At 67.3% G+C, this 20,919-nt stretch carries 14 protein-coding genes; 9 read left to right on the top strand and 5 right to left on the bottom strand.

Going from position 1 to position 20,919, the window contains the following annotated elements; genetic code table 11:
- Positions 1-550 precede the first annotated feature (550 nt).
- Complete coding sequence (locus tag GTZ93_RS36925) at positions 551-1,882, top strand: carotenoid oxygenase family protein (RefSeq protein WP_139919071.1); 1,332 nt, start codon at positions 551-553, stop codon at positions 1,880-1,882.
- A gap of 125 nt (positions 1,883-2,007) precedes the next feature.
- Here the strand turns inward: GTZ93_RS36925 and GTZ93_RS36920 are convergent, their stop codons facing one another.
- A complete protein-coding gene (locus tag GTZ93_RS36920; protein ID WP_257979224.1) occupies positions 2,008-2,667 on the bottom strand; it encodes a TetR/AcrR family transcriptional regulator in 660 nt (219 codons plus the stop codon).
- A 96-nt stretch (positions 2,668-2,763) separates the two neighbouring features.
- Here GTZ93_RS36920 and GTZ93_RS36915 point away from each other — a divergent pair, with 96 nt between their 5' ends.
- On the top strand, positions 2,764-3,270 hold the full coding sequence (locus GTZ93_RS36915) for a DUF2867 domain-containing protein (RefSeq protein WP_161663286.1): 507 nt from the start codon (positions 2,764-2,766) through the stop codon (positions 3,268-3,270).
- Positions 3,271-3,719: 449 nt separating this feature from the next.
- Here the strand turns inward: GTZ93_RS36915 and GTZ93_RS36910 are convergent, their stop codons facing one another.
- Positions 3,720-4,880: an IS30 family transposase gene (locus tag GTZ93_RS36910; protein ID WP_257979223.1), complete on the bottom strand. Its 1,161-nt coding sequence runs from the start codon at positions 4,878-4,880 to the stop codon at positions 3,720-3,722.
- 620 nt (positions 4,881-5,500) lie between these two features.
- On the opposite strand from GTZ93_RS36910, the gene GTZ93_RS36905 reads away from it, so the two are divergent.
- A complete protein-coding gene (locus GTZ93_RS36905) occupies positions 5,501-8,908 on the top strand; it encodes a Kelch repeat-containing protein (RefSeq protein WP_161663285.1) in 3,408 nt (1,135 codons plus the stop codon).
- A gap of 308 nt (positions 8,909-9,216) precedes the next feature.
- Here the strand turns inward: GTZ93_RS36905 and GTZ93_RS36900 are convergent, their stop codons facing one another.
- The gene (locus GTZ93_RS36900) at positions 9,217-9,804 is read right to left on the bottom strand and encodes a HEAT repeat domain-containing protein (RefSeq protein ID WP_161663284.1); all 588 of its coding nucleotides are present in this window, start codon (positions 9,802-9,804) and stop codon (positions 9,217-9,219) included.
- A gap of 152 nt (positions 9,805-9,956) precedes the next feature.
- On the opposite strand from GTZ93_RS36900, the gene GTZ93_RS36895 reads away from it, so the two are divergent.
- On the top strand, positions 9,957-10,679 hold the full coding sequence (locus GTZ93_RS36895; RefSeq protein WP_120581345.1) for a class I SAM-dependent methyltransferase: 723 nt from the start codon (positions 9,957-9,959) through the stop codon (positions 10,677-10,679).
- 58 nt (positions 10,680-10,737) lie between these two features.
- Here GTZ93_RS36895 and GTZ93_RS36890 read toward each other — a convergent pair whose 3' ends face one another.
- Positions 10,738-11,616: a M12 family metallopeptidase gene (locus GTZ93_RS36890; protein WP_120581346.1), complete on the bottom strand. Its 879-nt coding sequence runs from the start codon at positions 11,614-11,616 to the stop codon at positions 10,738-10,740.
- 349 nt (positions 11,617-11,965) lie between these two features.
- Here GTZ93_RS36890 and GTZ93_RS36885 point away from each other — a divergent pair, with 349 nt between their 5' ends.
- Entirely contained in the window at positions 11,966-13,678 is a 1,713-nt protein-coding gene (locus tag GTZ93_RS36885; protein WP_139920667.1) for a phosphatidylinositol-specific phospholipase C domain-containing protein, read from the top strand.
- Between the two features lie 143 nt (positions 13,679-13,821).
- Here GTZ93_RS36885 and GTZ93_RS36880 read toward each other — a convergent pair whose 3' ends face one another.
- Positions 13,822-16,734: a hypothetical protein gene (locus GTZ93_RS36880; RefSeq protein WP_139920657.1), complete on the bottom strand. Its 2,913-nt coding sequence runs from the start codon at positions 16,732-16,734 to the stop codon at positions 13,822-13,824.
- A 135-nt stretch (positions 16,735-16,869) separates the two neighbouring features.
- Here GTZ93_RS36880 and GTZ93_RS36875 point away from each other — a divergent pair, with 135 nt between their 5' ends.
- From GTZ93_RS36875 to GTZ93_RS36860, 4 genes are all read left to right on the top strand, one after another.
- The gene (locus GTZ93_RS36875) at positions 16,870-17,346 is read left to right on the top strand and encodes a hypothetical protein (protein ID WP_161663283.1); all 477 of its coding nucleotides are present in this window, start codon (positions 16,870-16,872) and stop codon (positions 17,344-17,346) included.
- A 135-nt stretch (positions 17,347-17,481) separates the two neighbouring features.
- Positions 17,482-18,102: a hypothetical protein gene (locus GTZ93_RS36870; RefSeq protein ID WP_139920658.1), complete on the top strand. Its 621-nt coding sequence runs from the start codon at positions 17,482-17,484 to the stop codon at positions 18,100-18,102.
- Between the two features lie 62 nt (positions 18,103-18,164).
- Entirely contained in the window at positions 18,165-19,805 is a 1,641-nt protein-coding gene (locus GTZ93_RS36865) for a hypothetical protein (protein ID WP_139920659.1), read from the top strand.
- Between the two features lie 2 nt (positions 19,806-19,807).
- The gene (locus GTZ93_RS36860) at positions 19,808-20,860 is read left to right on the top strand and encodes an alpha/beta fold hydrolase (protein WP_139920660.1); all 1,053 of its coding nucleotides are present in this window, start codon (positions 19,808-19,810) and stop codon (positions 20,858-20,860) included.
- Positions 20,861-20,919: the final 59 nt, after the last annotated feature.

Below are 20,919 nucleotides of genomic sequence, written 5' to 3'. Positions count from 1 at the left end.
GAACTCCGGCCTGCCACGAGAGAGCAACGCATCTCCAACGTGACGGTCACGCGAATCGTTGCCCCCCCTCTCCGCGCTCCACGCTACGGCGGCGCGTGCGACGGACTCGGGTGTCTGTCTCGACCCGGAAGCCAACTCCTGACAGGCGGTCTGGTAGCGGGCACGGGTGCCCTCGTCCATGTCTGCGTATGCGCCCAACGGGTCACGTCGGAGGATCGCGTCGACGGGTTCGGGCTCCGTCGCATGGACCGACGCGGACGGCTCCTGCCGCTCACGGGGAGAGTGACTGGCGATGTTCATCTCCACCGGGAACTAACTGGAAAACCGAAAAACCTCCAGTTCCAATCAAGAGACAAAATTGAAGTTTCACCCTTGCGGCTCCGCCGTACTCTGTACGCAAGCGAACACGCCCAACGCGAAGCTCCTGCTTGAGCAGCCCGGCCCCATCCAGTTGCGGCGTGCGCTCCTGCCTCGCCGCTGCCCCGTTTGCGGGCCCTGTTTTACCCGGGCAATATTGACGTGGCATTTATACCCGGGTAGAAATGGCGTCATGACTGCATTCGATCTGAACCGCGGCGCGGTTGCTCCGGTCGCCGACGAGGTCGACCTCGTCGACCTGTCCGTCACCGGAGTCATCCCGCGCGAGCTCGACGGAACACTGCTGCGCAACGGTCCGAACCCACTGCGCGGCCGCTTCGAGGGCAACGGCGTGCTGTCGTGGTGGCCGGAAGCAGCGATGCTGCACGCGATCGCGTTCGAGGATGGCCGCGCGGCCAGCTACCGGAACCGCTGGGCGCGCACGCGCCGCTGGGCCGACGTGTACTCGCCCGCTCAGGCGCCGCACCTGCCCGACACCAATCCGAACGTGAACGTGTTGCTGCATGCGGGCGAATTGCTGGCGCTGGCGGAGGGTGCGGCGCCGTTCGCGATCACGGCCGAGCTCGATTCGCTCGGCGCGCCCCGACGGCACGCCGGGGTTGCCGGCGGGATGACCGCGCATCCGAAGGTCGATCCGCTGACGGGCGAGCTCATCGCGTTTCGCGCGGACTGGCGCGCGCCGTGGCTGCGCTACGGTGTCGCGGACGCGCAGGGTGTGCAGCGCGCCGACGTCGTTGTCGACGTGCCGGCGCCGTCGATGATGCACGACCTCGCGATCACCGCGACCCGCAGCCTGCTGCTCGACCTGAACGTCGGGTACGACTTCTCGCTGCTGAAGCAGGGCCACCGGATGCCGCTGCGCTGGCACGATGACCGGCAGGCGCGCATCGGCGTGATCCCACGGTACGGCGGAAACGTGCGCTGGTTCGGCATCGAGCCTTGCTTCATCCAGCACGTCGTCAACGCGTATGACCGCGACGAAGCATGCGTCGTGCTCGATGCGGTCCGCTATCCGTGGTTCTTGCGGCTCGACGCGAGCACGGGCAGGTTCGCCGACAACCCCGTTGGCATGCTGTGGCGCTATGTGATCGACACGGCGAGCGGCCGGGTCGACGAAGGGCCGCTCAGCGACGGCGGGATCGAGCTGCCGCGCATCAACGAGGGCCGGACGGGGCGCCCCTACCGTTACCTGTATGCGACCGAGCAGCCGACCCCCGTCGAAATGCGCGGCGTGGTCCGCTTCGATCACGAGCGAGGCGCGACGAAGCGCTACGCGCTGCCGCCCGGCGACCAGAACAGCGAGCCTGTGTTCGTGCCGTGCCCGGGAGGCGTCGACGAGGACGACGGCTGGCTGATGGTGATGGTCTATCGTGCGGCGACGGACTCCAGCGACCTCGTGATTCTCGACGCACGCGAGATCGACGCGGAGCCCGTCGCGACCGTTCACCTGCCGCGCCGGGTGCCCGCCGGGTTTCATGGCGCGTGGGTGCCGCGGACGCGCTGAGCGGCGTGTGCCCGGGGTAGAGAGCGAGACGGAGCCCATGAGCCAGTGGAACGACCCGCAGCTTTGGCAGGCCCTTCTGGACGGCGCTGGCTGTCTCATCCGCACACGCGGTGTGCCGCTTCACGTCATCGCCCGGCAGGAAAGTGAGGCGCCCCTCTCACCGGAATGAGCGTCCGCACGACATGCTGCACATACTCGGTCCGGGCACGGCTCGTGCCCAGCGACTCAGGGCTGGCGATGGACAGGTGCAGCAGGCCCACATAGGTGGAGTACGCCTGGAGCGCCCACCTGCGAGCATCACGCGCCGGCAGCCCCAGCGCCCTGTAGAGCCTGGTGACGTAGTCGATGCGCAGCTGGGACACCCGCGCAAGCACCGGCTGGATGCGAGGGTCCGAAGAAGCACCAGCGACCAGGGCGACCTCGATTCTTCCATGCGCGCCCTGCTCGAAGGTCAGCTCCAGCAGCTGGCGCAAGCGCGCCCTGGGGTCCGGCAACGCCTCCAGGCGCTGAATGACCCGGGTGGTCGCCCATTCCTCCCACCGTGAGAGCGCGGCCTGGAGCACGTCCGACCGATCCTTGTAGTGCCAGTAGAAGCCGCCCTTCGTCACCCCCAGGCTGCGCGCCAGCCGCTCCACGGACAGCGAATCCACGCCATTCTCCAGGCTCCACAGCGCGGCATCCGCCCAATCCTCCGCCGACAACCCGGCCTCCCGAGGGGCCCTGCGGATGTCCTCGATGCTCCGGAAGGACGCCGGTTCGGGAACTCGGGAAGTAGTGCGGCTCATCGTCCAATCCAGTCTGGAGGCCCGGGCTTCCAGCACCTCGATACGCTACCGTATCGCGATACGGTAGCGTATCGGATGGACAATGGGAGGCTCCACATGCGGGTGACGAGCAGGTCGCTGCCGGACGTTCTGCGCCCCTTCGCACAGGGTGCGGACCACGTGGACGTGAAAACGGTGGAATCCCAGGCCACGTTGCGCCAGTTCCTGGCAGGCCTCATGTCCTACCAGCCCGTGTGGGTGAGCGCGCTGTACCGGGTTCGCGCCGTGTTCGTGCGGCTGCTCGGGATGCGGCAGCACGGCATCCCCCAGCAGCGCCTGTCGCGGCCCGTGGACATTCCGATGACGCCGGGCAGCGCGGCCTCATTCTTCACCGTGCGCCATGCCGAGGAAGAGCACGTGTGGGTGGTGTCGGCCAAGGACACGCACCTGGAGGCCACGCTGGCGGTGGTGGTGGAGCCCGCGGAAGGCCCCCGTCGGCGCTTCCACGTGGTGACGCTGGTGCATTACCGGAACTGGGCCGGACCCGTGTACTTCAACGTCATCCGGCCCTTCCACCATCTCGTCGTTGCCCGCATGGCCCGCCACGGAGCGAGCGCCGGATGAAGCCGGCTCGCTCAAGAAATCGACGAACACGCGCGTCTTCATCGCCGGATGGGCGTCACGTCGCGACACAGTAACGCCACGCTGAAGAACCTCGGGCGCGTCCCCATGCCGCACGGCGCACATCACATCGAGGTGCGCTGAACCGCGCCCGCGCTGGCACGCCGCAGCTTCTCCGGGGTGGGCGGCCCTGCGCTCATCCCCAGAGAAGATCAAGCCTCGGCGATCGCGTCAAACGACCCCCAAGTCAGGCTCACCCGACGCCTCGGTCGATTTAACAGATGGTTGCCTGGGGCAAGTACTTTCCGGGGGCCCTGGAAAATACAGACGTAGATTGGTTATGGCTTTGCATTCCATGGCCCTTCCCTCCCGTTGGCTGTTGCTCGCAGCCTCCCTGGTCCTGGGTGGCTGCCCCTCCTCCTCCGGCGATGACGCCGGGACGCCGGGCGGCCTCAAACGGTCGTCGCAACAGCTGACGCGAATACTTCGGCAGGCGTTCGCCATGCAAGTGTTTGCCGCGGGCGCCCGTTGAGTTCATGCGCGATGGCGTCGAGTTGCTTGCCAGAGAGGGCGCTCAGGTCCACGCCCTTTGGGAAGTATTGGCGCAGCAGCCCGTTGGTGTTTTCATTGCTGCCGCGCTGCCAGGGGCTGTGCGGGTCGCAGAAGTAGACTTGTACCTGGGTGTCGATGGTGAAGCGTGCGTGCTCGGCCATCTCCTTGCCCTGGTCCCACGTCAGCGAGCGGCGCAGGTGTTCGGGCAGCCGCTGAATCTGCGCTGTCAGCGCCTCGCGGACGCGCTCTGCCGTCCGGCCGTGCGGCAGCTCGAGCAACATCACATAGCGGCTGTGGCGCTCCACGAGGGTGCCGACAGCGGACTTGCCTGCCTTGCCGATGACGAGGTCGCCCTCCCAGTGGCCCGCGACGGCGCGGTCCTCAGCTTCCGGTGGCCACTGGCTGAGCATCACCCTGTCGCGCAGCTGGCCGCCCATGTCGTTGCGCTTGCTGGGCCGGCGCTGGGTCCGGCCTGTACGCAGGCAGGCGGCGAGCTCTTTGCGGAGCGCGCCTCGTGCCTGCACGAAGAGCGAGCGGTAAATGGTTTCGTGAGACACGCGCATGTGGGGCTGCTCGGGGAAGTCCGAGCGCAGTCTGGCGGCAATCTGCTGGGGGCTCCAGCGCCGTGCCAGGCACTGCTCCACCTCGTCCCTCAGCGGGCTGCTTTCGGCGAGTTTGCGGTGCTTGGGACGACGCGCCCTGCGCTCAGCGCCTTCCTCGGCACGCCACGCCCGGTACTTCCTCCTGCCACCCGTCGCGGCCACGTCGCGCGACACGGTGGACGCGGAGCGTCCCAAACGACGCGCGATGGCGCGCATCGACTCGCCCGCATGTACGCCGCGCGAGACTTCCTCGCGCTCCTGCAGCGATAGGCGCAAGGGCGAGCGCGGGCGCGCGCGCGGCGCGACTCCGCCCGTCTTCACCAGGAGCCGCTGAATGGATTTCTTCGAGCAGCCGATGGCCAGCGCCGCTTGCTCAAAGTTCTCGCCAGCGATGACACGCCGACGAATCTCCAGCCTGTCCTCACCTGTCAGCCTTGCTGCTTTCCCACTGCCTCGCACCCAGTGCCGTCAAGCAGGGTGCCATGGTGAGCACCCACGTGGTGCGTTCACCGCTTGAGACCGCCCAGCGTTCCAGGGAGCCACCATCTCGCCAAGGCCATACGAGTTCATCTCTCCAGAGTTCACCAACTCCTCGGCAGGGCAGCCAATGACACCCGCGGAGAGGTCCGCATACTGCTGCTTGCTAATCGTCGTGGACATCCTTCGGTCACCTCATCTCGGGAGTCCACAAAACCCGGGAAGGCGCACAGGGCGCGGCGCTTGGCCATGCAACAGCTTGACGCAAGTCGTCAGCCCGGGCGACTGAATCTTGACTCGCATGAGTCACCCAAAACCCCAGTCTGCGGGTGGGATTAGCGTATGAGCTCATACGTCCGGATGATCAGCAGTGCGATTGTATTCTTCACGCCAAGTGAGGCACCCTGGCCTTCGAAGGCCAGTCAACGGGGGGCGTGGAGACAGCCTCCATTCATGGGGATGTCATGCAAGCAATGAGAGCCGGCCGGGCTCTGCTGTTGGGTTTTTTCTGTGTTGTCGTCGGCTGTAGCAAGCCGCCCGAAGAGAAGACGCTGACTCGCAACGCGTCCCCTCTCGTGGAGGGGTGGAATGCCACGGCCGACATGGCGGAGGCGCGCAAGTACCACGCGGCGGTGGCGCTGAGCTCAGGCAAGGTGCTGGTCGCGGGTGGGTACAACGCTGGCGGGTACCTGTCCTCCGCGGCCCTTTACGACCCGGGCACGGGCACCTGGACGGCCGCGGGCCCCATGCCGGAGCCCCGGCAGGTCCTCACCGCGACGCTGCTGCCCTCGGGCAAGGTGCTGGTGGCGGGCGGCGAGAACGCGACGGGCCGTCTGGCTTCCACGGCCCTCTACGACCCGGCCTCCAATGCCTGGACTTCCGCTGGCAGCTTCGCCACCGGGGTGGCACGAGACTCCCTGACGGCGACGCTGCTGCCCTCGGGGCGGGTGCTGGTGGCGGGCGGCGGAAACGGTTCGGGACCGCAAGGCAAGGTGGATGTGTATGACCCGGCCTCCGGTACATGGAGCGCGGGGGCGAGTCTGGCGATGCCGCGACGCAACCATACGGCGACGCTGCTGCCCTCGGGCCAGGTGCTGGTGGTGGGCGGAAGAGCGAGCACCAGCCTGACGAGCGCGGAGCTGTACACGCCCTCCAGCAATACGTGGATGGCGACGGGAAGCCTGTCGACCGCGCGCCACAACCACACGGCGACGCTGCTGCCTTCCGGCAAGGTGCTGGTGGTGGGCGGGCGCAATAGCAGCACCGGGCTGGTGGCGACGGCGGAGGAATACGACCCGAGCACGGGCCTGTGGAGCGCGCCGGGTGCGCTGGGCACCGCGCGCGAGTTGCACACGGCGGTGCTGCTGAGCTCGGGACAGGTGCTGGTGGCCGGAGGCATGTACGGCAGCGCGGCGACGAACGCGCTGGGCAGTGCGGAGGTGTATGCCCCGGACACCCGGCTGTGGAGTGCGACGACCGCGATGGGGAGCGCGCGGTACGTGCACGTGGCGGTGCCGCTGGAGGGGCGGGGGAAGGTGCTGGTGGTGGGCGGAATCGGCGTCAGCGGCGCGAGCCTGAAGACGGCGGAGACGTATGTGTATGACGCGTGCGCGGGGGTGAGCTGCGACAGCTCCCCGGGGCCTTGCTACGAGGCAACCGGGACGTGCGGCAACGGGGTGTGCAGCTACGCGCCAAAGGCTTCGGGCGTCAGCTGTGATGACGGGGATGCGTGCACCGGTGAGGACGCGTGCAACGGCGCGGGCGTGTGCACGGGAAGCGCCACCCAATGCGGCAGCCCGCCCGGGCAGTGCTATGAGGCGGCGGGCACGTGCGGCGACGAAGGGGCATGCTCCTACGCGTACAAGGCGTCGGGCGCGGCGTGTGATGATGGCGACGCGTGCACGGTGGAGGAGACGTGCAACGGGGCTGGTGGGTGCGCGGGGACGCCGGTGAGCTGCACCAGCCCGCCCGGGCAGTGCTTCGAGGCAGCGGGCACGTGCAGCGAAGGTGCGTGCAGCTACGCTCCGAAGGCCGCGGGCACCGCGTGTGACGATGGCAACGGAGGAACCCTCCACGACGTGTGCAGCGGGGCGGGAGTCTGCGCGGGAGTGCCGGCCTGTACGACGCCTCCGGACGCCTGCCATGACTCCCCGGGCACGTATAGCAACGGCGCGTGCACCTATCCGCCCAAGAGCGCGGGGACCCTCTGCGACGATGGAAACAGCTGCACCACGGGCGACGTGTGCAACGGCGCCGGGACGTGTGGTGGCGCAGCGCTGAGCTGCAACAGCCCGCCCAGCCAGTGCTACCAGGCGGCGGGCACCTGCTCCAACGGGACGTGCAGCTATGTCCCGAAGGCTTCGGGGGCGAGCTGCGACGATGGCAACAGCTGCACCACGGGCGACGTGTGCAACGGCGCGGGCACGTGCGGCGGCGCGGCGCTGAGCTGCAACAGCCCGCCCAGCCAGTGCCACCAGGCGGCGGGCACCTGCTCCAACGGGACGTGCAGCTACGCACCGAAGTCCTCGGGGACGAGCTGCAATGACGGCAACGCGTGCACCACGGGCGACGTCTGCAACGGAGCCGGTACGTGCGGCGGCGCGGCGCTGAGCTGCAACAGCCCGCCCAGCCAGTGCTACCAGGCGGCGGGCACCTGCTCCAACGGGACGTGCAGCTACGTGCCGAAGGCCTCGGGGACGAGCTGCAATGATAGCGACAGCTGCACCACGGGCGACGTCTGCAATGGCGCCGGTTCATGCGGTGGCGCGCCCCTGAGCTGCTCCACCGCGAGCACCACCTACTGCAGCGGTGACGTCGTCCGCAGAACCACCGGCACCGGAACGTGCAGCGGCGGCGCCTGTACCTCCACCGACACCGCCGTCCAGACCTGTCAGACGGGGACCAGCGGGGCCTACTGCAGCGGCAACGGCGCCTACCAGACCGTCTACCAGGGCTGCATCAACGGCGCCTGCGGGTCCACCCAGCAACTCATCGAATCGTGCTCCACCTCGAGCAGCACCTATTGCAGTGGCAACACCGTCCGCAGGAGCACGGGCACCGGCTGCAGCGGCGGCTCCTGTGGCTCCAGCGACACCATCATCCAGACGTGCTCCACCTCGAGCAGCACCTATTGCAGTGGCAACGATGTCCGCAGGAGCACGGGCACCGGCTGCAGCGGTGGCTCCTGTGACTCCAGCGACAACTTCGTCCAGACGTGTCAGACGGGTGTCGGCAGTTCCTACTGCAGCGGCAATACCGTCTACAGAACGGTCAACAGCGGCTGCCTCAGTGGCTCCTGCGTGTCCGCCCAGCAACTTGTCGAGACGTGTCAAACGGGTGTCGGCAGCTCCTACTGCAGCGGCAATACCGTCTACAGAACGGTCAACAGCGGCTGCCTCAGTGGCTCCTGCGTGTCCGCCCAGCAACTTGTCGAGACGTGTCAAACGGGTGTCGGCAGCTCCTACTGCAGCGGCAATACCGTCTACAGAACGGTCAACAGCGGCTGCCTCAGTGGCTCCTGCGTGTCCGCCCAGCAACTTGTCCAGACGTGCTCCACCGCGAGCAGCACCTACTGCAGCGGCAACGATATCCGCAGGAGCACGGGCACCGGCTGCAGTGGTGGGGCTTGTGGTTCCTCGGATTCATTTGTCCAGACATGCTCCACCGCGAGCACGACCTACTGCAGCGGCAATACCGTCCGGAGGACCACCGGCACCGGTTGCGTCAGCGGCGGCACGTGTGGATCCACCGACACCCTGGTCCAGACCTGTTCCTCAGGACAGACGTGCAGCAATGGAGCATGCGTCACCGTCGGTGGAACATGGCGCAGGGATACAAACGGCAACGAGGGGTTCTGCGACGAACTCTGCGGGGTTTTGTATTGCAACGGCTCCTGCCCGCCTCAAAGGTGCGCCTCCGCCAACCCGGAGGGTCAGCCATGCTCGACGCTCGGCTCGAGTTGCAACGCGGTCCCCTCCCCCAAAGTGTATATCCAATACAATTGCGAGTAGGCGCCGCCCCACTCGCTCATTGTTGAGTCCAGAGTGGACGACTCCGCGCCCCAAGCACGGAGTCGTGGCCTGAACGGGCGATCGCCTGTACCGCGCCGGACTCTTGAGACACCCGGTTGCATCCAGGCGGATGACTCCGTGCCCCAGCACGGAATCATCCGCCGGACGCGGCGAGCCTCCTCGGCCGAGGGAAACCCGCCCCCCATCCGGGGACGGCCCTCCTTGGGAACCGGATGCTCGGCATCACGCCCGGGAGGGCCGGGCCAGCCCGTCTCCCTGAGCGTGAAGGGAGATGGGCGGGCCCCTGCTCAGAATGACTGGGGATCGCGAAGGACGAGGTCCGTCCCCCAGTCGAGGGCCCAGAGCGCCTCCTGCCGGAGTGACCACATCCTGGGAACGGTCGCGGTGTCGTTCTCCGCGATGGCCTGAAGCTTGGGACGGATCCTCGGGTCCTTGTGTCCGGCCAGCGCGTAGATGGACCAGAACCGGATCGCGGGCTCTGGGTCATCGAGCCCGCGTACCAGCAAATCGATGACACGGCGGTAGCGGCGCTGCCAGATGTGCCGGTAGTTCGAGTAGTGAGAGCCCAGCGCCTCCGCGGCCTGTGAGCGGACGCCCGGTGCCTCGTGCGGATTCGCGTAGATGCGCCGCAGGAGCACGAGGTGCTCTGGAGCAAGGTGTGCGAACACGAATCCGTAGACGGCGGCCTCGCGAAGCGTGGGGTCTCCCGGCGATGAGAGGATTCGGGTCAGCAGTCTCAGCCCCTCACGGTACCTGGCGAGTTTATCGGCGGCCACGTGGGGGACCATGTCGGGGTCTTCGCCCCTCAAGGCGCATTCGAGCTTCGCCAGCCCTACCGCATCCCCCTTGAGGAGCCGCTTCCGGGACCTCGCCATTCGCATGCGCTCCTTCGCCGGGTGTCCGTCGCCCGAACAGGAGCGCGTGACGGCCCACCGCGCGTTCCCTGACGCGGCGGCGGAATGAAGGTTCATTCCACGGCGGCCGGCTCCCGGCGGGACGGAACGGGTGGGTGCTAGAACCCCGTCCCATGCAACCTCTCCTCTACAGCGAGCTGGTGCCCTGGTACTCCCTGGTCGACCCTCCCGAGGACCATGAAGACGAGGCCGTCTGCTTCCAGTCGGCGTTCGAGCACATCATCTCCCCGCGGCCGCAAACGTTGCTGGAGCTCGGAGCGGGCGCCGGAAACACCGCGCTGCACCTGAAGCGCCGCTTCACCTGCACACTCACGGACCTCTCCCCGGGCATGCAGCAGCTCAGCCGCGAGCAGAACCCGGACTGCGAGCACGTCCTCGGAGACATGCGCACCCTGCGCCTGGGCCGGACGTTCGACGCGGTGCTGGTCCACGACGCCATCTGCTACATGCTGACGGAGGAGGACCTGCTCGCCGCGGCCCGGACGGCGTTCGAGCACACGCGGCCCGGCGGCGCCGCCATCTTCGCGCCGGACACCCTGCGGGAGACCTTCCAGGACACCACGGAGACGCTGGAGGAGGACCGCGGAGGCCGCTCGATGCGCGGCCTCATGTGGACGTGGGATCCCCACCCCGAGGACAGCACCTACCAGGTCGACTTCGCGTTCCTGCTGCGCGACGGGGACACCGTCCAGGCCGTCCACGACCGGCACGTCGAGGGGCTCTTCACCCGGGACACCTGGGATCGCGTGCTCACCCAGGCCGGCTTCCGCGTCGAGCCCCTGAAGCGGCCCCTCGGAGACGGCGCCTTCGACGACATCTTCCTGTGCCGGCGCTGATGCGCGGCGGAGGACCGCCCGTGTTTCCGGGCGGCCTGCGCCGGAGCCACCGGGCCCGCTACATCATCGGGCCGTGCTGGGACACGGCGGTCCACCGCCCGGCGGCCCGGTGTGCCTTGCCGTTCGTGGGCCGGTACATCTTCCGGATGAAGGACTTGTCCCGGGCCGACAACCGCGTGTTGCTCGGCGTTCCGCTGCGCAGCAGCGACGGCGGCCCCTTGATGAGCTCCTTCGGGAAGCCGTAGAGCATGATGGAGTTCTGGTCGAACCGCGTCGCGTTGAGCTGATCGAGCGAGTACTTGTCGATGACGTTGAAGCGGATCTCCTCCTCGGACCAGTTGTTGGGCGGGCCGCTGAAGGCCGCGATGACCGCGGGCACGTTCCACTGGATGCCGCCCTTCGGGTTCTGGTGCTCATGGATGCAGCCGAGCGCGTGACCGAACTCGTGCACGACGACGCGGCGGTACTCGACGTCGTCCGTGTCGTCCTCGAGCCAGCCGAAGTTCATGGTCGGCTCGTTCTTCGGGAAGTACCGCGTGATGAGGCAGTCCGTGCCCACGGCGGACCACGAGCCCGCATCGGCCGAAAACGAGACGCGGATCTCCGCACCCGGACCGCCCTTCCAGTCGAACCGGATGTTCGCGAACTGCATCCACTGGTCCGCCATCTCCACGACGCGCCGGCGCTGCGTCGGGCTGCCGTCGAGGAACCGGATGCGCAGCGTCTGCCCAGGCTTCCAGCGTTTGCCCGTCTCGAGCGCCAGCTTGAGCGGATGCCACGAAGAGCCCGCGCGCTTCACCCGGGCCAGCACGGGCGCCGGATCGTTCTCTGGGTTCACCTCGATGGCGCGCGCCGCGGCCTCCCGCTTCAGTTCGATGGGTACGACGCGATCGACACACAGCCGACACTCAGCCGCCGTGAGAAGCTTCCGAGCCATGGTCACCCCCGCCTACGAACCGCGAGGATCTCCCGCGGGCCAGCTCCTGGATGGAGCGCGCGCGGGAGCATGGCCACCGCCTCGCGACGAGCCTCCTGCCCTGAAGGGCCGGTGTCGGCTTTGCGCCAGAAGCGGGGAGTGCCGCACGTTGTGCACGGACGCAAGTGCACGTCGTGAATTGCATGAGCGCGTAGAGGCTCGTGCGCAAGCCTTCATGCCCAGAACAACCGTTGCATCCAGGTTCTCAGCTTGAGGGCCCGCGTCCATTCCTGCTTAGGTCCCGGGCAACAGCGCACACTTCGCGTGTGGCTGCCTTCACCCCACGCATCCCCCTCTCCCCCGAGGCCCCATGTCCCACCGGACGTTTCCTGCCCCCCGACTGCGCAATGCGGCGGCGATGCTCTTCCTCGCGCTGCTCGCGACCTCCCCCGCTGCGGCCCGTGGGCGCTACTACAACCACTCCGGCGGCATCGAAACGAGTCATCCCGACTGGTTGAGCTGGATGCCCGGCTCGGCGAGCCTCGCTTCCCTGTCGCTGCCGGGCACCCATGACTCCATGGCGTTCACCTCGACGGGCGGTGCCCTCACCCAGACCCAATCCCTGAGCCTGAGAGCTCAGCTGGACGCGGGTCTTCGTGCCTTGGACATCCGGTGTCGCCACATTGGCGACCGGTTCGCCATCCACCATGGCGTCGTCTACCTGAACGCCAACTTCGACGACGTTTTGGCAACCACCACCCAGTTCCTACGCGACCATCCCGGCGAAACCATTCTCATGCGGGTGAAGGAGGAACACACCCCGGACGGCAATAGCCGGAGCTTCCAACAGACCTTCGAGTGGTATCGCAGCCAGCCCGCCTACAGCCCCTATGTCTGGCGAGGCACCCATGTGCCCACGCTCGGGGAGGTGCGTGGCAAGATTGTCATCCTGGACAACTTCGGCGGTGGAGCCTACGGCGTGAACTGGGGTTCGCTGGCCCTCCAGGATGACTGGACCGTGTCCACGATCTTCGACATCGACAACAAGTGGGACAAGGTCCGGGACCACCTGGGGCGGACGAACGCGGGGGCCCCTCCCACGCTGTATGTGAACTTCCTCAGTGGCTCCTCCGTGGCGGCCTTCCCCAACGTGGTGGCCGGAGGTGATGGGATGGCCATCCGAGGCGTCAATGACTACGCCATCGACCACCTGGTGGGCGGCAACGTCCAGCGCGCGGGCGTCGTGATGATGGACTTCCCCGGAGCGGGGCTGATTGACGCCATCCTGGCCCTCAACTACCGGCTGCTCCCCTCCGCCGGCCTCCTGCCTGGCGATTTCGGCACCGCCTTCCGGAACATCTCCTACACCCTGGGCGGCGACGCACAGGCCCGCTGGTATGGCCTCCACGCGTTTCTCCAGAATGCCGCCCCGGGGCGCATCTGGCATGCCCTGGCGTTGAAGGGAAGCTGGGCGGGTTGGATGCACACGGATGGAAGCTACGTCCAATCCGACACCATGGATGACTACACGCACCTCGCCTTCACCTCTCGGACGGTGACGAGCGCGGTGAGCAACGGATTCCTGGGCAGCTTCGTGAACTCACAGCTCGGGGCTCTCTCGGGAGGCACGAGTGACCGCGCCCTCCAACTGCATGGTCGGGTGAGCTCACGCTTCCCCTTCCAGCTCTGGAGCGTGGTGGTGAAGAAGGCACCCGGGGGACTCAGCAACTGGGCGTACTCTGACTATGGGACGGGCTACAAGGCCACGCAGGGGGATTACACGTATGCCATCCAGGCCTACTCGGCCGCGGATGGGGTGTACCTCTACGAGCACGGCCAGTTCGAAGGCAACATCCTGCATCTCACCTCCGGCGTCGGCTTCCTGGGCGACCTGGGCTTCGATGACATCCTGTCCTCCGTCAGGATCCTCGGCCCCTATCGCGCGACCCTCTGCGAACACCCCTCGCGGACGGGCAGGTGCCTCAGCACCACCCAGAGCGTGGGCGACATCAACTCCGTCGCGGGAGGCCCCTGGAACGACCAGATCTCCTCGGCGGGCATCGACTTCGTCGGAGTCCGCTGAGCCTTCCTCGAGTGTCCCAGCGCCGTGGGCAGCTCCGCGAGCCAGGACATCTTGATGTCGCCGGGCGCACCTGGGGTGCTGCGTTCCGTGGGGACTCGGCTGCGTCGAGTCGCGACGCAGGGCCGGCCGCCCCGCACGCGGCACTACGCGCGGCGCCCGGCCACGTAGTGGTTGTCACCGACGTGGAGGATGTCGATGGTGATGGCCGCTCCCGGTACGTTCGAGCCGAAGTACTGTGCCGAGAGTTCCCTGAAGTCATACGTGTCGACCCGGTGACCGTGGTGGTCGCGGATGCCCCGCTCCGAGGTATCGACGTAGTGGATCCGCAGGTTCACCCGGGCGGAGAGCACGAGGCCGCGGAAGTCGAGGTCCCCGGCCCACTGCCGGCGGCGGCGCTGGCCCGACTCATAGGCATCGGCGATCACGCGGAGCGATTCGCTCAGCTCGACGTTCCGGCGGACGGCTTCCATGACGAAGGTCTCCGCGAGGGCGACATGCTCCGCGTAGCGGGGATCGGTGTCCCGGAACGCGTAGTCGACCCGCAGCCCGCGTCGCAGCCGGACGCTCGCCCAGGCGTCGAGCCGGATCCGATCCAGGGCCGTGCTCGCGTTGTCGAGCCGGCGCAGGACATCCTGGGACGGCCGCATGTCCCGGAACATCACCGGGGAGATTCCCACGCCACGGCGGATGAGGTTCGCGGTCATCGCGGCGGCGCTCTCGCGATACAGCATCGCCTCCTCCAGCCGGTCGCCCTCGGGGAGCTGTGCGACGGATTGCGGAGTGCGGCGCTTCACCCCATCCGAGAACGCGTAGTACAGGCAGTCGCCGCCGCCCGGGTTGTCGGTGATGACGAAGTTCTGCTGCACGTACATGTCGAAGAGCGCTGTCGCCCGCTGCAGCCGGGACTCGGCCTCGGAGCGGATCCGGCTTTCAGCCTGCTTGGACCAATGCTCCATCTCCTTCAGCAGGTTGTTCTTCGTGCCACCCTTGTCGAGGCTCACGAGAGGTCGCTGACGTGAGCCCCGACCCCTGCCGGAACCCGTCAAGGCGCCGGACCCCAGGAGCTTCTGCTGCCCGAAGAGCGGACGGTCCAGCGCGATCACCTCGGGGTCGAGCAGGCCGAGCAGGTGATACATCGAGCGGATGCGGCCAATCTTGGTCTCCACGACTTCGCTGTAGGCGCGATCGTCGAGGTTGTTGTTCTTCACCAGGGCCAGCCCGTTGTTTCCGGAGAGCGTCTTTCGCGTCGACACCGTGATGGGATTGGAGTCGTCGAAGGCATCGAACCCCTGCTTGGGTGACAACACTTTCGACGGCTCGTTCTGGGTGGCGCGGGTGAACTCCGTCACCCAGTCTCCCGTCTCCACGCTCTTTTCCACCTGGCCTGTGTTGCGGCTCAGGCTGCGGAAACCCAGCTCCACGGCGGCGCACCAGGGACAGGTCTCCTTCGGCCGGTTGCGTTGCTTGCCGGTGTCCTGGAACCCCTCGTAGGGAAAGCACACCAGCACGTCGGCGCCGTCACAGAAGTAGGACGAAGCGGTCATGAGCGCCGCGGGCTCTGCGCAGTTGAGCGAATGCCAGCCGCAGATCCACAGGTCGACGCCGAGCGCGCGCCCCTGGAGGCCAGAGACCGGGTGCGCTTCGATCCGCAGCTTGTCGTGGGTCTTGTTCTGCCGGAACGACACGTAGCTGAGCAGGGCCTGCCGCGCGGGCCTGCGCAACTGGAGCAGGTCCCGGGCGCGATACTCGAGCGCCGCGGTGTTCGTGCGGCCGATCATCACGTCGTAGTTGGTCCAGAGCCCCTTCTTGAACTCCTCCTCCTCGTGGGCTTCTGCCTGGCGCCGCCGGGCGTAGAAGTCCAGCAACTCCAGCTCGGCCTGACGCCGCTCGTGGGTGTCCAGTTGGGACTGCTGGTCCTCGTCGAGCACGATCTTGTTCTTCCCCTTCCAACGCTTCTTCAGGAAGTCGCTGGACTCTTCCTTCAGCTCCTTGCGGAGCTTCTCGATCTCCTCGGGGGACTTGTACTTGTCGGGATCCTTCTTGGGGACCTCCTGGTCCGTCTTCCAGGTGGGGAGCGCGAGGTGCCGGCAGTACTTGCCGAAGTACTTCTCATCCGGCTCTTCCTGGACGACGCCGGAGAGCCCGAGGACGGGCACGTACACCGTCTTGCCCCCTTCCTGGTGCCGCGTCCACGACACGCACAGACACCCCACGGTGGACACGAAGGCCGTGCAGACCGTCCTCCAGTTCTTCTTGAACTCCTCGCTGAGGGGGTGATCCACCGGCGGCTTGAGCAGGCGGGTGAGCGCGCTCGAATCGTCGCCGAGCAGGTGGTAGTTCTGGACCAGCGCGTCGGTCCGCTCCTTCACCTTTTCCCAGAACTGCGACTCCAGCGGGAGGTCGCGGACCCAGTCGCTCGCGGGGAACACCGCGCCAAGCGGGGTGCCGGCCGGGGAGACGACGAAGCCGAGGCTCATCAGCCGGAGCCGCACGGGTTCGTAGTACTGGAACTTGGCCCGGCTCTTCCCCTGGTCCTTCTTCAAGTCTTCGACGGTCACCGACTTGAGCGCCTTCTGGAGGCGACCGGAGGAGACCCTGCCACTCTTGTCCCCCCTTGAGGTGTGCCAGTCGAGCTGCTCGTACAGCGAGGCGCGGCACTCATCGAGGTAGTCCCACTCCTCGTCCAGCATCGATTCGACCACCCGGGCGACGTCGTCATGGAGCGCCTGGGCCTCCTCGGTCTTCGGGAAGACCTTCACGCCCAGCATCTTGCGCACCAGTTCGGGCGACACCTTCTGCTCACCCAGGCGCGCCTCGTAGGCGTCCAGGTTCTTCAGCGCGACCTTGATGCTCAGCCGGACCTGGAGGAACCGCACGAGGTCCAACAGGAACTGCACGAACTCGTCCTGCCGGTAGATCCGGTCCTGAGTGACCAGGAAGAGATCCAGGCCATCCTCGTCGACGAAGTCCGGCAACTGGCTGCCCGTTTCGCGGGACCACCTCAGCGCGACCTCGGACGTCAGTTCGACCAGGCCCGTATTCAATGCGAGCAGCATCGGCATTGCCCGAGTAGAACCGACGGCTCGGCCCACGCCAAGGACCTGACAGGCGTCCGCCCCCTCCAGGTCCGAGTGGATAGGGTCCAACGCTTCTGTTGCCGCAGCCGGGGATTGGGGGCACGAACCGCGCTCGTGCTCGTCCGTCCCCGCCCTGGCTTCTTCCGGCCGCGGCGGCTCATCGAGGACGGTCGCTTCGACTCCGTAGAGGGCCTCTTCTGCTCAAGGTGCGCCCAAGGCCTGGACGACCAGGACATCCATCTCGATGACATCGCATGGGACACCTTCGGCGCCAGTCACCTCCACGGAGACCCGCTCCGTTCCTGCCGGAGCCGTCAGCTCGCGAGCGGTCCGAACCCACTGCCCGGAGAGCACGACGCGCTGGGCAGCGTGGTGCGGATGCCCACGCGCACCGGCACGCGCTTGTTGGGCGACTCCCCCTCCGGCGCCCTGCGCTCCATCTCCGAACTCAACGGCACCGCCACCTTCCGCTACGGCGCGCTGGGGGCAAGACGCTCATCGACTTCTTCATCCTCCGGACGTTCTGAGCTCGCCTGGCGCGGGCTGCCCGGCTTCCATCACCAGGCGGCCCGCGGGTCGACGTGCGCGTGAGGGGGAGATGAGGCGTCCTGACGCATCAGGCCATCGTCTGTCTTTTGACAAGGCCGTCAGGCGGGTGCTACCCGTAGCTGAAACATGAATCGGGCTTCATCTCCCCCCGTGCGCCCGAACGAGGAGTCACCCCCCATGAAGAAGACGCTTTCGTCCGCGATGCTGCTGTGCGCGTTGAGCCTCACGGGTTGTGGGGAAGAGGCGACGCAGGATCCCGTGGACAGCGCGCCCAAGCTGGACAGCCAGTCGAACATCCTGGCCTTCCTGGAGGGCAAGACGCTGGTGATGGAGGGGGACAACATCCCCAGCCACCCGCTGTCGCTGGACGAGGACATCAACTGGGGTTCGGCCAGCCAGTGCTTCCAGAAGGTCTCCATTGGCGTGGGCGGCAACAACTTCCACGTCACCAGCACCCCCGGCACCATCCTCAACTCTACCGGTGTCGGCCAGGCCGGCAGCACGTGTGATCACGCCGCCGCGCAGAACGCGCTGGTGTTCGACTCCAAGGCGGTCACGCTCTCCAACATCACCGCAGGCGGCAGCTGCTTCGAGATCCTGGTGGACTACGGCAGCTTCAAGCAGGAAGGCCGCGTGAGCATCTCCTCGGACATGAAGAAGATCTCCATGGAGCTCTACTTCGAGGCGAAGGCCACGGGTTGGCACTGCGCCGACGGCGCGGTGGGCGCCAAGACGGTCAGCGTCTCCGGGCAGGCCTTCACCGGCAACGCGGTGCAGGTCTACACCATCAGCGGCTAGTCGCACGGCGGACGGTGGGCGCGAACCGCCCTCACGGCAATCCATCTGGGTGAGGTGTCTATATGTCGGGAGGGTGGTTGGGCGCGGCGCGCCTGGGCGCGGTGGCGCTCGTGCTGGGGCTGGCGCTGCCGGCGGCGGGGGCAGGCACCACGGTGCCGGGCCTCTATTTCGGCGACTGGCTGGATGAGAAGGACCGCGAGGAGGACGCGAAGCCTCGCGAGTTCGTCCTCATCAACTACTTCTTCACCCGGCTGTCGGTGACCAACAGCGTGGGCGACCCGGCGGGCCTCAAGGGCGTGTCGCTGGGGCCCATCGGCTCGCTGTCCGGCAGCTCCGTCCGCGTGGAGCCGGGGCGTTCGGCGTTCTACGTGGAGCAGCGCTGGATCCCCGTGCTGGAGTACAGCCCGTCCTTCGCGGACGGGCTGGCGTCCTTCCGCGCCCAGTTCGAGGTGGACTACCTCTGGGGCCGCGCCGCCAATGCCTCGCAGCAGAACGAGGGCGGCGGCTTCAACGCGGACCAGGTCAACATCCAGACGAAGAACGTCAACGTCGCCGTCTACCCCACGCGCAACCCGGCCCGGCTCACGCTGCTCATCGGCACGCAGCCGGTCTACGACTCCATCTTCGACCCGACGCGCTCGCCGCTCAACGACATCGTCCGCACGGGTTACAAGCTGGCGTTCATTGGCAGCGACGCCACGGGCCTGTCGCTCTACAGCAACTACAAGGGGCTCTCCAAACTGAGCCTCCTGCCTCTGGGCAGCGCCCAGGCGGACAAGGCGACGCGGGACGACCCGCGCCTGAAGTTCGTCTACCTGCTCACCGCGGACTACGCCTACCCCGTGCAGCCCGGGACGAACATCGGCCTGTCCGCCTGGTACCTGCGCGATGACACGAAGGGGGACGCGTACGCCTTCGAAGGCATCGTGAAGAGCGGGCCTTCGTCCACGGGCCTCTACCCGTTCGTCGGCACCCCGCGCTTCAACATCGAGCGGCCCACGGGCAACGTCTTCTGGCTGGGCGCGAACTTCCACCACAACATCGACTTCCGCGCGGGGCGCCTCGCCGCTTCCGGATTCGTCATGTACAACGGTGGCAGCTACACGAGCGACCGCGCGGACACCACGTTCAACAAGAAGGTGGACATCTCCGGCCTGTCCGCGAACCTGGAGGTGCTCTACCAGTGGGGCCGCGGCCCGGCGGACCTGGTCACGCTGGAGGGCATGTTCACCACCGGCGACAGCAACCTGGATGACGGCCGCTACACGGGCGCCTTCACGCTCAACCAGTACGGCCTGCCCGGCTCGGTGTGGTTCAACCACAAGATGCTGCTGCTGTTCCCCTTCACCAGCACCGTGAACAACTACACGGGCGCGGTGACGGACATCTCCAACCAGGGCTACGGCCTGCGCACCGGCATCGCGAGCGCGGCGTGGGACATCATCCCCAACACGCTCAACCTCAAGCTGGCCACGGGCCTTGCCAACGCGGGGGCGAGCCCGCCGCGCTGGGATCCGGCCGTGCGGCGAGGGCGGTTCATTGGCGCCGAGGTGAACGCGGAGGTGCGCTACACCATCCGCTACCTCATGACGGTGGGCCTGCACGCCGGCTACCTGTTCCGCGGCGCCTTCTATGACGGCTCCACGACGGTGAAGAACAACCCCTTCGCCGCCTTCACCACCTTCACCTGGTACGCGTTCTGACCATGAGCCCCTTCCGCGCCCTCAAGGCCCTGCTGCTCGTGGCGGGGCTGGGTTCCTCCACCGGCTGCGTGCGCTCGTACGCCAGCGCGCCGCCGCTGGCGTTCCAGGACCTGGACTACGCGTCGCCCGGGGCGAAGGAGCCCTGGCCGCTGAAGCGGGTGGCCCTGCCCGAGACGGCGGCCACCTACGGCATGGCGCGCGTGCCGCAGATGGCCTACGTGGAGCTGCCCGCCGCGCCCGGCGCGCGCACCGTGGTGCTCATCCATGGCCTGGGCAGCTACCTGAAGTTCTGGAGCGCGCAGCTCGACGCGCTCCAGCGTGCGGGCTACCACGTCGTCGCAGTGGACCTGCCCGGGTATGGCAAGTCCGACAAGCCCGGCTCCTTTCCGTACACCATGGAGGCCATGGCGGACGCGGTGCGTGAGCTGACGCGGAGCCTGGGCGTCGAGCATCCCATCCTGGTGGGCCACTCCATGGGAGGGCAGACGGCGCTGTCGTACGCCATCCGCTACCCGGACGAGCCGTCGGGGGTGGTGCTGGTGTCGCCCGCGGGCTTCGAGAAGTTCTCCCAGAAGGAGAAGGACTGGTTCGCGCGGGTGATGAGCACGGAGTTCATCAAGTCCGCACCCGAGTACGGCATCCGGGGCAGCGTGCGGCAGGCCAACTTCCAGCACTGGCGACCGGAGCTGGAGTGGCTCATCGAGGAGCGCGTGCGGCTGGCGAAGTCGCCCGAGTTCGACGCGTATGCCTATGCCAACGTGCGCTCGGTGCGGGGGCTCGCCAACGACGACTTCGTGCGCGACAACCTCCACCGCATCACCGCCCCCAGCATCATCATCTTCGGGGAGGCGGACCGACTGATTCCCAACCCGTTCCTGCACGGTGGCTTCCCGCGGGACATCTTCGAATACGGCCACGCGCGCATCCCGGGCTCGAAGCTGGTGGGACTTGAAGGGTGTGGCCACACGGTACAGCTCGACTGCCCGGTGCCGTTCAACGCGGCGCTGGAGGCGTTCCTCAAGAGCTTGCCGGCGGCCGGGTCACCCGACCCCTAGATGAAAGATGAACGATGAACTCGGCCGCCCACCCTCCTCCCCCGTGGCGGCCAGGGAGG

This window comes from Corallococcus exiguus (assembly GCF_009909105.1).
Classification (GTDB): domain Bacteria; phylum Myxococcota; class Myxococcia; order Myxococcales; family Myxococcaceae; genus Corallococcus; species Corallococcus exiguus.
This window is presented reverse-complemented; position numbering and strand designations above follow the sequence as displayed.